The 12,268-nt window shown below is 70.6% G+C and carries 12 protein-coding genes and 1 pseudogene; 7 read left to right on the plus strand and 6 right to left on the minus strand.

All coding sequences use genetic code 11. The annotated features are described in order from the left end of the window. Positions 1 to 177: 177 nt before the first annotated feature. Positions 178 to 837: a pyridoxamine 5'-phosphate oxidase family protein gene (locus tag AB0J08_RS39210; protein WP_360644174.1), complete on the minus strand. Its 660-nt coding sequence runs from the start codon at positions 835 to 837 to the stop codon at positions 178 to 180. A 434-nt stretch (positions 838 to 1,271) separates the two neighbouring features. On the opposite strand from AB0J08_RS39210, the gene AB0J08_RS39215 reads away from it, so the two are divergent. Then, a complete protein-coding gene (locus AB0J08_RS39215; protein WP_360644177.1) occupies positions 1,272 to 2,057 on the plus strand; it encodes a DUF6544 family protein in 786 nt (261 codons plus the stop codon). A 579-nt stretch (positions 2,058 to 2,636) separates the two neighbouring features. Here AB0J08_RS39215 and AB0J08_RS39220 read toward each other — a convergent pair. Continuing rightward, positions 2,637 to 3,647 (minus strand): nitroreductase family protein, encoded by a 1,011-nt coding sequence (locus tag AB0J08_RS39220; RefSeq protein WP_360644180.1) that lies wholly within the window; start codon positions 3,645 to 3,647, stop codon positions 2,637 to 2,639. Positions 3,648 to 3,835: 188 nt separating this feature from the next. Beyond that, on the minus strand, positions 3,836 to 5,077 hold the full coding sequence (locus AB0J08_RS39225) for an HAD-IC family P-type ATPase (protein ID WP_360644183.1): 1,242 nt from the start codon (positions 5,075 to 5,077) through the stop codon (positions 3,836 to 3,838). Between the two features lie 77 nt (positions 5,078 to 5,154). On the opposite strand from AB0J08_RS39225, the gene AB0J08_RS39230 reads away from it, so the two are divergent. The 3 genes from AB0J08_RS39230 to AB0J08_RS39240 all read left to right on the plus strand — a co-directional run bounded on the left by AB0J08_RS39230 (position 5,155) and on the right by AB0J08_RS39240 (position 7,025). Continuing rightward, positions 5,155 to 5,796, plus strand: a complete 642-nt coding sequence (locus AB0J08_RS39230) for a PIG-L family deacetylase (RefSeq protein WP_360644186.1) — start codon at positions 5,155 to 5,157, stop codon at positions 5,794 to 5,796. A 117-nt stretch (positions 5,797 to 5,913) separates the two neighbouring features. Beyond that, entirely contained in the window at positions 5,914 to 6,792 is an 879-nt protein-coding gene (locus AB0J08_RS39235) for an aminoglycoside phosphotransferase family protein (RefSeq protein WP_360644189.1), read from the plus strand. 29 nt (positions 6,793 to 6,821) lie between these two features. Further along, positions 6,822 to 7,025: a hypothetical protein gene (locus AB0J08_RS39240; protein WP_360644192.1), complete on the plus strand. Its 204-nt coding sequence runs from the start codon at positions 6,822 to 6,824 to the stop codon at positions 7,023 to 7,025. A 4-nt stretch (positions 7,026 to 7,029) separates the two neighbouring features. Here the strand turns inward: AB0J08_RS39240 and AB0J08_RS39245 are convergent, their stop codons facing one another. Continuing rightward, on the minus strand, positions 7,030 to 8,151 hold the full coding sequence (locus AB0J08_RS39245; protein WP_360644194.1) for an NAD(P)/FAD-dependent oxidoreductase: 1,122 nt from the start codon (positions 8,149 to 8,151) through the stop codon (positions 7,030 to 7,032). A gap of 466 nt (positions 8,152 to 8,617) precedes the next feature. Next, positions 8,618 to 9,133 carry a putative immunity protein gene (locus AB0J08_RS39250; protein WP_360644197.1) on the minus strand — a complete coding sequence of 172 codons (516 nt, stop codon included), beginning with the start codon at positions 9,131 to 9,133 and terminating at the stop codon, positions 8,618 to 8,620. A gap of 54 nt (positions 9,134 to 9,187) precedes the next feature. Between AB0J08_RS39250 and AB0J08_RS39255 the strand changes: the two are divergent. After that, positions 9,188 to 9,421: pseudogene (locus tag AB0J08_RS39255) on the plus strand (IS982 family transposase); the annotation flags it as partial. Positions 9,422 to 9,657: 236 nt separating this feature from the next. Here AB0J08_RS39255 and AB0J08_RS39260 read toward each other — a convergent pair. Beyond that, a complete protein-coding gene (locus AB0J08_RS39260; protein WP_360644200.1) occupies positions 9,658 to 10,149 on the minus strand; it encodes a DUF6326 family protein in 492 nt (163 codons plus the stop codon). A 159-nt stretch (positions 10,150 to 10,308) separates the two neighbouring features. On the opposite strand from AB0J08_RS39260, the gene AB0J08_RS39265 reads away from it, so the two are divergent. Then, on the plus strand, positions 10,309 to 11,448 hold the full coding sequence (locus AB0J08_RS39265; RefSeq protein WP_360644203.1) for a histidine kinase: 1,140 nt from the start codon (positions 10,309 to 10,311) through the stop codon (positions 11,446 to 11,448). Then, entirely contained in the window at positions 11,445 to 12,101 is a 657-nt protein-coding gene (locus tag AB0J08_RS39270) for a response regulator transcription factor (protein ID WP_360644206.1), read from the plus strand. Before AB0J08_RS39265 ends, AB0J08_RS39270 begins: the two co-directional genes overlap by 4 nt. The last annotated feature ends 167 nt before the right edge of the window (positions 12,102 to 12,268 follow it).

The raw sequence follows: 12,268 nt of genomic DNA on the forward strand, positions 1-12,268 counted from the left end.
TCCCACCCATCGAGTTCGAACAGCGGCACCACGCCCCGGCTAAACTCTCCCTCGCGGCATGAAACCCCTGTGTCCACACTCCAGGGGACACCTCACTCACCAAAACTGCTCCATGATCACGATCAAATACGCTCCCTAGTCCGCCCCACCCTCAGACGGGTATTACCAGGCCCTCCGTCAGAGACCGTGGATTCGGCGACCGCTCACCTTGGCCGGGATGACGCGGATCCACAGGCTGCGGACACCGCCGGCCCATGGTTCGCAGCCAGGCTGCTCGGCCAGGCGCTGGTTGGAAGCCGTGTCGGTGACGTGCTCGGCGGTACCGACGATCAGCACGCTCCAGCCGTCGCGCCGGTGCTCGTCGATGTGGTCCACCTGGAAGGAGACCTCACCGCCGGGTTCGGCCACCGCCGCGCCAGCAGGATCCGTCCGGTAGACGACCGTGTCGCCGTCGACGAGGTAGTTGACCGGGAACACGCTGGGCCCCGGGTGGACGGGCAGCGCAATCCGCCCGATTCCGTGGGTGCCCAGCAGCTCCCAGCACTCGTCGGCTGTCAGCCTCATGAGCACAGGGTGGGCGGATGCTCCGGGCTGCCCCGGCGGTGCGTCGGTCCGGCCTTCCACCAACTCCTGGTAGGTCATCCCCAGGGCGGTGGCGATGTGCAGGAAGCCGCTGGGTGAGAAGTCGGTCCCAAGGTCGAGGAGGTGCCGGAAGTAGAGGGGCGACATTCCGACCCGTTCGGCCAGCTCCGCCTCGGTGAGGCCGAGCTGCCTTCGCCGCACGTCGATCCGGTGCAGGAGTTCACGGTCGGCCGACCGGGTGGTGTTCTCGTTCACGATGTCCTCCCGGAGACGGTGGTCGGCATAGTGCCCAGGTCACCGTCACCGTCACCGTCACCGGCTGACAGGGCAGAGGGCGCCGACTCTCCCACCGATTCTGCCCGCGCCCCAGACCGGCCGCACCGGCCGGTGGGGCCAGATGGCGGCGGCGCGATGGCGTGACGGCGACGGCGGGACCGCTCACACACTGAGGACGGCCAGTGGGCCGTCGACCTCATACGCATCGGGCCGTTCGCCGGGCGCATCGGTGCCGTTCAGCCCTGGAAACGCCCCCTCGCGGCGGCCAGACTCGGAGCTGGCGACCCGGTTGGCGGGTCCGGAGGCCAGGAGGCGGATGTGCCCGGAACCACTCGGCATCGGCCGTCGTCGGCGACGGGAACGGCCCCGCCTGAGCGTGGTCACGGACCCACCGGCGCGCAGGTGAGGTTCCGGTGAGCCAGCCGCCGGCCATCGGGCGACCCCCGCGCACGTTCATCGGTCGGGCGCGCCGGGAATGGGCATCCCTTGCCGTCCCCACCCCGCGGCCCGCGGTGTTCGATCCGGCCATGGTGGCGCATTTGCCCCCGCCGGTGCGGCGCTGGCTGGTGCACGCCATCGTCCCCGGGACCGCGTTGCTGCAATCGGTCGAGTTGGCCATGCACGGTGAGATCCGGCTGGGCACTTGGCGGCGTTTCGAAGCCGCCCAGATCCTCACCCCGCCGCAGGGGTTCCTCTGGGCGGCGACCGCGCATCTGACCGTCTTGCCGGTCAGCGGGTTCGACCGGTACAGCAACGGGACCGGCGAGATGCGCTGGCGGCTGCTCGGCGCGGTCCCGGTCATGTCCGGCATCGGAGCCGATATCACCCGCAGTGCCGCCGGTCGCCTAGCCGGCGAGTTCATCCTCGTGCCGGCTGCGGCCCTGGGGCCGGCGATCGTGTGGGAGCCGGTCGACGACCGGCGGGCTGTCGCCCGGGTCTCGGTCGGGGAACGCGAGGTCCGCGTGACGGTGGAGGTCGCGGCGTCGGGGGCGTTGGAGTCGGTCACACTGCGCCGATGGGGTGATCCGGACCGCAGTGGCTACCGCGAGCACATCTTCGGCGCCGACTTCCAGGACGAGGCCGTCTTCGGCGGCTTCACGATCCCGCGCACCGCGAGCGCTGGATGGTGGTACGGCACTGAGCGCTGGTCGGAGGGCGAGTTCTTCAGGTTCACCATCGACCGCGCGGTGTACCGCTGAGGATGCCCTCCACGCACTCGGCCACCGCACCGTCCACGCCCGCTCCATCGGAACCACCCTCCTCTCCGCGCACGGTGGCCATGCCGAGCCTCCCCGTAACACATAGGGCTGACCGAGTAGCGTCAGCCGGGTGGGGCCGGGCGCGGTAAGAGCGCAAGGCCTCCATCGATCGTCAGAAGCGTTCGCTCACCGGCAGCGACGCGGCGCCGGGCAGCTCGCCGGTGAGGGCGGCCCGGCCATCCTCGGCACATACGCCGACCGCCGAGACCATGCGGGACTGGCGCGGCCACGAGCTGGAAGCGGATTTGCTGGGCGAGGTCGCCGTCGGTGCGCAGGTACATCTTGAGCTCGTCGGTAGTGCCGGGTTCCTGCACCTTCCCGGTAACGCCTGCGAGGGCGTGGCCGTTAGGCCGAGATGACAGGGGGCCGGAGCCTACCGTTGTGCCGGATCGGGGTGGTGAGGAAGAAGAGTTGGTCGGCGGCGACCACGGCGGGAAACCCAAAGAGCGTCAACGAGGCGAACTCAATCGCCGACGCCCTGACAACCAGCGCCCCGCCGGCCCTCCGTGAGCCACCGTCTCAGCTGTTGTCCGATGCTCCGTCAGCGTCCTCGTGATGCTCGCGGAGGTCGAGGATCTCCTCCACCGCTCGCCGGGGCGTCGGTGCCCCGGGTGTGCCGTAGCCGAGTCGCATCACCATCTGGACGTGGCCCGGCCCCTCGGCCGGGTCGCGCAGGCGCCACCTGGTGTCGGCCCACTCCACGGCCTGATGCAGCACCGAGGCCCGTACCCCGTGCAGCGTCGCGAGCAGCCAGACCCGCTCCATCGCCTGACCGGCCCGGAGCCAGTCCGCAGGGCGGTCACCGTGCGTGGTGAAATGGGCGACCTGTGGCAGCGCCTCGAAGTGCTCGGCGTGCGGGGCGGGCCTGGGCGGGTGTCCGGTGAAGCTACGCATGGGCACCCGGGCGTCACGGTCGAGCGGGCCCAGCGCCGCCGCCGGGATTCCGTCGGAAGCCGGCTCCTCCAACCGCAGCCAGTTGCGGGTCTCGGCCTGCAAGGCGATGTCCGCGGTGATCCGGTGCTCGGCCTCGGTGGTCAGCTCCAGCACCCGGCGCACGTCGGCCTCCTCCAGCACGGTCAGCGTGGCGCCTTCCGCAGCGGCGGCCTCGATCAGCTCCCCGAACACCGCTTCCGGCACGTCGCGGTTGGTGAACGGTCGGCGGCTGGAGTGGCGTTGCTCGATAACCGGGTACAGGTCCGGATCATCGGGCGAGCCCGGCTCGGACAGGTCGAGGACCGCGAGGAGGTCGGGGTCCGCCGACTCGGGACACAGCGCCACGGTGGCGGCTCGCCCGAGGTGCCGGCCGGCCGTCTTCAGGTTGAACAGCGCCGCGCCCACGGAGATATGCAGGGACCGGCCGTCCGGATCGGCAACGGGCACGGCGCGTGTGGGGTCGGCGAAGACCAGCAGGCTCCTGCGGCCCGGGCCGGGGCGGAAGCGCCAGGGCTGGCTGTTGTGCAGCGACGGCGCCGCGCCCCCGGCGTCCGCGAGCAGCCGGAGTTCCGCGAGGGTCAAGGACGGCTGGGTCATGGTGGTCTCCCGAAGGGATCGCTGTCTCGCCTGATTCGGGCCGTGCCTCCATCGTGCGCCCCGAGGGCGACCTTCTCGTGTCGGCAGTCCGTACGTCCACCATGCCCGGCCCGGCCTTCGGGGCCATAGGGCCACCGGGGCCGGGACCCCGGGACCTTCGGGCAGCCCCCCGGCCACCGAGGATCACGTCAGCGCCGGCCGGGAGCGAGCGGGCCGAGGTGGCTGAACCGGCTGGCCCGGCGCTGGACGCGGTGCTCGTGGCCGCGCCGGCGGGCGGGAGCCGCGGTCGGCCGGGCAGGCCGGCCGAAGAAGAGGCGCTTGGCGATCTCGATCAGGACCAGGTACAGCCCGGTCATGACGGCCAGCGCCAGGAAGAACCCGACGGGCAGCGGCCGGAACCCCAGCGCGGGAGCCAGGGGCGACAGCGGCAGGACGATGCCGAGCGCCACCACGCCCAGTGCCGCGGCCAGCAGCGGTCGGCTCGGGCGGCTGCGCAGGAACGGCACCCGCCGGGTACGGATGGCGAAGATCACCAGGGTCTGGGTGGCCAGCGACTCCACGAACCAGCCCGAGCGGAACAGGGCGGGCCCGGCGTGGAAGACCCCGAGCATCACCCAGAACGTGGCGAAGTCGAACACCGAGCTGACCGGTCCGAAGACCAGCATGAACCGGCGGATGAGGGAGATGTCCCAGTGCGAGGGCGCCGGCAGCTGCTCGGCGTCCACCCGGTCGGTCGGGATGGCCAGCTGGCTGGAGTCGTACAGCAGGTTGTTCAGCAGGAGCTGGGACGGCAGCATCGGCAGGAAGGACAGCACCAGGGATGCCCCCGCCGCGCTGAACATGTTGCCGAAGTTGCTGGACGTGCCCATGAGGACGTACTTGATGGTGTGGGCGAAGATCCGACGACCGCCAGCGACGCCTTCGGCCAGCACCCCGAGGTCCTTCTCCAGCAGGACGACGTCGGCGGCGTCCTTGGCCACGTCGGTCGCGGTGTCCACGGACAGCCCGATGTCGGCGCAGTGCAGCGCGAGCGCGTCGTTGACGCCGTCACCGAGGAATCCGACGGCCCGTCCGCGCCGTCGAAGTGCCCGTACGATCCGGGCCTTGTCCTCGGGTGAGACCCGGGCGAACACCGTGGACTCCTGTGCCGCCACGGCGAGTTGCTGGTCGTCCAGCGCCGCGATGTCCTGACCGGTCAGCGTACGGCCGACCGGCAGCCCGAAGTCGCGGCAGACCTTCTCGGCGACCAGCGGGTTGTCACCGGTGCAGACCTTCACAGTGATGCCGAGCTCGGCCAGGCGGCGCAGGGAGTCGGCGGCGCTTAGTTTCGGCGGATCGAGGAACACCATGAAACCGGCCAGGCGCAGACCGGACTCGTCGACGGCGGTGATCGCGGTGTCCGTACCGGCGTCCCTGGTCGCGACGGCCACCACTCTGCTGCCCGCAGCGAACAGCTCGGTCAGGACGGCGGTCGCTCGGTCGGAGACCTGGGGGCAGCGAGCCCCTCGTGATCCCGTCCACCGCCGGCCCGCCGGTCTTCGTGATCTCCCCCCACTACGACGACGGGGTCCTCTCCCTGGGTGGCCTGCTCGCCGGGCTGGGGGCGCGGGCGACGCTGGTGACGGTCTTCGGGGGCGCGCCCGCAGGGCCGCGGGAGCCGTCCGCCTGGGACCTCCGCTGCGGCTTCGCCGATCCGGCCCGGGCCGCGCGGGCCCGGGCGCTCGAGGACGAACGGGCCTGCCGCCTGCTGGGCGTCGCCCGGATCGCCCTGCCACTGCCCGACAACCCCTACGAGGAGCCCGGCGCGACCCTCGACGAGCTCTCGGCCTTCCTGGGTTCCGGGTCCGTACCCGGGGCGACGGTGCTGGTCTGCGCCGGGATCGGCAACGAGGACCACGCCCGCGTCCGGGCTGCCGTCCTGCACCGACGCCGGACCGCAGCCGAGACCCTGCTCTACGCAGACCTCCCCTACGCCGCCTCGCACCCGGCCTGGGGCACGCCCGAGGCCGGTGCCCTCGTCGCCGCCGGGCTGCTCGCCGCCGACCCGGGTGCGCGCGCTACGACATGGTGTCCGCGAGGCTGTTGGGCGAGACACTGGTCGAGCGGTGGGCACGGACCGACCTGCCGCAGGCGCTGCGGGAGTCGGTGACGGACGCCGACGTCCGCTGGCTGACGGCCCCCGGGAGCGACGCGCTCCGCCGGGGGCGCGCGCAGGACGGCCGTGTGGCACCACCGCCGTACCGGCCGAACGGAGAGGGGCGTTCCATTGTCAGCGCTTGAGCCCGACGGGCCCGCGCCCGGAGCCGGGGTCACGTCCGACGCGGGTGGGCGGCTCGCCGCGTGCACCGAGCTGTGGGGGCTGGAGTTCCTCCCGCAGCGCTACGTGCTCTCCTTCAACCTGGTCCGCGCAGCCGTGCTTCCCGACGGCCGCCCGGTCGTGCTCAAGCTGGTGCCGCCTGGCTCGGCCGAGTACCACGACGAACTGGCGGTGCTCGACGCGGCCGCCGGGCCGGCGGTGGTGCGGGTGCTGGCCCGCGACGCGCGGCTCGGCGCCTTCCTGCTCGAACGACTGCTCCCTGGAACCCCATTGGGCCGCCTCTTCCCCGGGGAGGAGGAGCGGGCCGTCGGGATCGCCTGCGACGTGCTGCGCCGGTTCTGGCACGAGGACGAGGACGCGCCGCTGCCCGACGCGGCCGCCTGGGGCGCGGCCCTCCTGGAGCCCGGACGGCCGGGCGCCCGGGCGGTCCCCGCTCCCGTCCTGGCCAGGGCGCGCGGCCTGTACGCGGAGCTGGCCTCGTCGAGCGCCTCGCGGACCGTCCTGCACGGCGACCTGCACCACGCCAACATCCTTTCCTCCGAGCGGGGTTGGGTAGTCATCGACCCGAAGGGCCTGCGCGGCGAACCCGCCTTCGACCTGGGGGCCTTCCTGCGCAACCCGGCTCCGCACCTGGTCCGCGAGGCGGGCGCGCGTCGGCTGCTGGACCGTCGGATCGGCCGGATGGCCGAGCTGCTGGAACTCGACCGGCACCGGGTCTGCGGCTGGGCCTACGCGCAGGCGGTGCTCTCCGCCTGCTGGGCCGCCGAGGACGGGGACTGGGACTGGGTCTCCTACGCCCTCGCCTGCGCCGACCTGCTCGCCCCCTGACCCACCCCCTCCCCTCGTCTGGAGCTCGCATGGACGTCACGGCCTGGCCCGACCCGATCCTGTGGGACGACGCGGAGGGCGGCACCGCCGCGGCGGACACCCGCCGTACGGCCGCCCCCTTCGTGCTGTTCGACCTCGACGGAATTTCAGGAGTCCACACAACCCCCGATGATCACGCGATGGCCGCACCCGTTCCCCGCCGGGTCCGCGGCAAGATCGCGAACCCTGACTGAGGCATCAGGAGTGATCGAACAGAGTGACTACGCTCTGCGGTGCTTCCCGGCCGAAAAAGACTTCCAGGTTCTGCGCCGAGCGGCCGGCGGCGTCACTGCTACGCAGGAACAGCCGCTCTTCGTAGGCGCTGAGCGCGACCTCGATGTCGGGTTGCTCAACCAGCTTGCTCGCCAGGTCCGCGCCGTCGTACATGGCGAGGTTCGCGCCCTCGCCGGCAAAGGGCGACATCAGATGCGCGGCGTCGCCGACGAGTGTCACTGCGGGCACCCTGTCCCATTCAAGCCCGACGGGAAGGGCGTAGATGGGTCGGAGCCACGGTTCCGCGTCGCTCTCTGTCACGAAGGCGGTGAGCAGCGGCGACCAGCCGTCGAACTCGTCGGCAAGTTGGCGGAGGCCCGCGGACGGGTCGCCGAAGTCGATCGACCTCAGCCACTCCTCGGGCTTGTTCAGCGCCACGTATCCGCGCACGTGCCCGTCGGCGTAGCGATGGGCAATGATGCCTTTGCCCGGCGCGACCGCCATCAGCGTGCCGCTGCCGATCGCAGCCACGCTCGCCCGACAGTTCTGGCCGCCCGAGGTGAGGGCGATCTCGATGAAGCAGGTTCCGCTGAAGAGAGGCTCGACGGGGGTGAGCAGCGGACGCACCTTCGACCAGGCGCCGTCCGCGCCGATGACGATGTCGGCGCGGGTGGCGGAACCTTCCGCGAAGGCGAGACCGTAGCCGCCCTCCGGACGGTGCCGGACCGAGGCGAGCTTGTGACCCCACCTGATCGTCCCGGGCGCCAGCGAGTCGATGAGCAGGCGCCTGAGTTCGCCACGATCCACCTCAGGACGGGCCGAACCGGGGTCCGCAGGCATGTCGAACAGGATCATGCCGTGGCGGTCGACCACACGCTTGGCGTCCTCGCCCGGGCGGACCAGAGTGAGGAACTCGTCGTGCAGACCAGCTGCGCGAAGCGCGACCTGTCCGGTCTCTTCGTGGATGTCAAGCAGGCCACCCTGTGCACGGGTCGACGCCGAGGCCTCACCCTCGTAGATCGTCGCGGCGACGCCGTGAGCCTGAAGCACCCGGGCGAGCGTCAGCCCGCCCAGTCCCGCTCCGACGATGGCGATGGTCTTCTGCATGCTGCGCTCCTCTGTAGCGCCGACACGCGTCGGCGATAGTCAGCGCCGTGAGCGGACGGGATGTCCGGTCTCGGCAGGAGACGCTCACCGATCAGAACCATCTGCATCGATGTATGCGCGATACCCGGCGGGTGGACCCGCGAGGCATCGTTCTTCGCGACCCTGTGACTATAGCCCGGCATCCACCTCGCAGCGGCCGGGGCCGCTCACGCTGCGACGCACCGCGCCCGCCACGTTCATCTCCGACAGCCGCCTCGACCGGCTCGGCGGTGTCGTTGGGGTGGTTGTCCGAGTGCTGCCTTGTCCACGGCCAGGCTGCTGCACTGGTCCATCTGGTGCCGACAGCACCAGGCGACAGCCCGGCGCAGCCCCTACCGCGACGAGCCCACTGGATAGATCGCGAAACCATACTGGAGTACTAGACGATCGACTCCAACGGGGCAGTGCAGACAAGCCGTCATGCCCGTCAACAGTCGAAGACCGACCAGCAGATCTCGTTTCGCAACCGCTGATCGTCTAGGACGAGTTCGCGAATCACATCCGGGAGCTGTTCGCGCTGCCAACGGCACTCGAGTCTGCCGGCACTCTCACCCTCCCGTGCGGGGGCCGCCGCACGCACGGCCTTGATCGCGTAGGCGGCAGCGCCAAGCTCGTGTGCGGCGACATGCGCCACCACCGCTGCCTGGCCGGCAGCATATGCGGCGTGCCGAGCGGCTCCGGTCAACTCTCTTGCGGCAGCCATGGCATGGCCACCCGCCGCTCGGGACTGAGACATCTTGATCTCGCCGCACGCCCATGCCCGAATCTGCTCGATCGCCTCGCGGGGCCGCGCGTCCGAGGGCTGCACCGACTCGAAGAGGTGCAGAACGTGCTCCGCGCACGCGGCGGCCCACAAAGCCAGGAGCCGATGGTCGGAGTCCGTAAGCGTCCCCCCACGGCGGATGGTGATGAAGCGGGGGTCGCGATCTTTGGGGAGGATCATGATGCTCCAAGGGATCGGCTGCGCGCATAGCGCGGGGGTGTCCAACGTCAGTGTGTGAAGACAGAGTTGGACACCTTCGCGACCGCACTCTATGTGAAGACCGACGATCTGCTGAAAGCATCTCCGCAGCTCGCGCCATGGCCGGCCGTGGGGGTCGCCCCGCGGCTCACCGACGCCGAGCTGGTCCCGCTGGCGATGATGCAGGCGATGCTCGGCTTCACCTCTGAGGCCAGGTGGCTCCGCCACGCCCGTTCCCATCTGCGGCATCTCTTCCCGTACCTGCCCCAAGCGGCTGCGCAAGGCCGCCGTCGAGACCGCCCAGGCCCGATGGCGCGCGATCACCGGTACCCACCTCGTCCCGCTGGTCCGCGCCGGGGCCCGCTTCGAACGCGGTCAGCTCGTCGAACGCCCCAAACGACGATGCGGTGCCTGTGTGCGCATCCGATGACCTGACCTGCTGGTAGGGGCCTTGGAAGGCCCCTACCAGCAGATGGCTCCGAACAGGACGGGGACTGTTGTCGGGCTCACGCTTGTGGCTGGTCGCGAACGGTTGCACGGTCCGGGCTGGTCGCCGTGGTCGCCGACGGTGCGGTGCGGGGCCAGGTCCACGCGAACCGCACGATGAGGGCGAGAAGGATCAATTCCAGTACGACGCCAAGACCGTAGAAGTACAGCCAGGACGCGCCCACCACGTTGAATGCCGTGACGGGGACGTAGAGCGAAGCCACGATGAGGTTCGCGATGCGGTTCACCCTGGCGGGCAGCGTCATCGACAGCACCACCATGAGGATCGGGATGGCCACGAGGGTCAGCGCCGTGGTCGAAAAGGTCTGGGAGAGGCCGAACTTGAAGACCCTGCCGTCGAGGATGTCTTCGACGACGCCGGGCGTGAAGAAGTTGAGAATGTCCACGTAGGCGTAGAGGAACATGAAGCTTGTCCACGTTGCGGCGAGCTTGGCTCTCACCGGCATCCGCTGGTCTTCCAGTGTGACGGTGGTGGGTTGACCTGTTCTCATCATTGGCTCCGTTGGGGTGAGGATCGGTAGGTCCACGATCGCTGAGCCCGGCGGCGGGCGCCTCGGCCCGGAGGCTGGGGTTCGCCTGGCCGATGGAATGGTCTGTCTCTCGTTCTTTCGGCGGGTACGCCGAGGCGCGCCGATCCCTAGGCTGGAGCCGTGATCACTTTCCGGCGCTCCATCTGGCATGAGCCGCGGCCTGCTGAGGCCCCACCCATCGGTCGGCTCGACTGGCTGCTGGTGGGCGTGCTCGCGGCCGCCGCCTTGGTCGAGGGCATCGCTCGACCGGGCTTGGCCTGGCGACCCCTTGTGACGGTGCTCGCCCTGGCGCTGATGCCTGCCCTGCTCTGGCGGCGGGGTCGCCCCCTGATGGCCGCCCTGGTCGGGTGGGGCGTCGCCGGGCTGCTCTCGGTCCTGCAGCTGACCGCGCACGCCGGGGACCTCGACCTCTACTCCATGATGGCCGTCCTGATCCTGCTCTACTCCCTGGTGCGATGGGGCTCGGGACGGGAGATCGTCTTGGGGACGGCGTTCGTGACAGTCGTCGTCGCGCTGGGGATGTACGCCTCCTCCGCGGGCTGGGCCGACGTTTTCGGCGGGAGCGTCCTCTTGCTGTTGGTCGTCGCCCTCGCGGCGGTGTTCCGCTACCGCGCGGACCTCTGGCATCGCCAACAGCGCGAGATCCGCAATCAGGAGCGGATGGCGCTGGCGCGAGAGCTGCACGACACCGTGGCCCACCACGTCTCGGCCATCGCGGTGCAGGCGCAGGCCGGTGGCGTGGTCGCCGGCATCCAGCCTGAGAAGGCTGCCGAGGTCCTGGCCGCGATCGAGTGTGAAGCGTCGCGAACCCTGGCGGAGATGAGATCCATGGTGCGGGTGCTCCGTGAGGAGGAAGCCGTCGCCTACTCACCGCAGCGGGGTGTCGCGGACCTGCCTGCTCTGGCGCGCGCCGACGCGACGCCCACCGTCGAGGTCTCGCTGGACGGTTCGTTCACCCGGCTGGCACGACCCGTGGACGCCGCGCTCTACCGGCTCGCGCAGGAGTCGCTGACCAACGCCGTACGGCACGCCCGGAGCGCGACCCGCGTCGCGATCGACGTACGCCGGGAGGGCGACGCCGTCAGGCTGCGTGTCAGCGACGATGGACAGACCGAGCCGGGGCCAGCCCCGGAGCCTGGGTTCGGCCTGCTGGGCATGGCCGAACGCGCCCAGCTCCTCGGCGGATCGCTCTCCGCGGGGCCGGCGCCCGAGGGTGGCTGGGTGGTCGAGGCCGTGCTGCCGGTGGAGGCGTTGGCATGAGCATCCGTGTTGTCGTAGCCGACGACCAGGACATGGTCCGGACCGGACTGGTGATGATCCTCGGCGCGCAACCCGACCTCGAGGTCGTGGGGGAGGCAGCAGACGGGCTCGCAGCGCTCGACCTGGCGACCCGGCTGCGTCCCGATGTCCTTCTCGTCGACATCCGGATGCCCGGGCTCGACGGCGTCGAGGTGACGCGGCGCCTGGCCGGGCCAGACGTGACGGACCCGATGGCGGTCGTCGTGATCACCACCTTCGACCTCGATGAGTACGTCCTCGGCGCCCTACGCGCCGGCGCCCGCGGCTTCCTGCTCAAAGACGCCGGGCCGGAGCTCCTCGTGCAGGCCATCCACGCGGCGGCCAACGGGGACGCGCTGATCGCCCCCAACGTCACCCGCCGGCTGCTGGCGACCTTCGCCGACCAGGCGCCGGTGGTACCGGTCCAGCCGACCGACCCGCTCACCGAGCGCGAGGAGGAGGTGCTCGCGCTGGTAGCACGGGGCCGGACCAACGCCGAGATCGCCACCGAGCTCTTCGTCGGCCTGAGCACGGTCAAGACCCACGTCGCATCGTTGATGACCAAGCTCGGCGCACGCAACCGCGTCGAGATCGCGATCTGGGCACACGACACCAGACGCGTGAGAGCCCATTAGGGCCTGTGTGATGTTGTGATCAATATTGCGATTTCATGTCCGCCCGTAGCTGGGATCCGGTAGGACTCTGTATGTGACGCGCAGGCAACTCACCGACAGTCAGTGGGAGTTAATCGAGCCGTATCTGCCGATTGGCGAGTACGGCCCATACCCGGAGCGGTTGCGGG

Source organism: Kitasatospora sp. NPDC050463 (assembly GCF_040655255.1).
In the GTDB taxonomy this organism is placed as follows: Bacteria; Actinomycetota; Actinomycetes; order Streptomycetales; family Streptomycetaceae; genus Kitasatospora.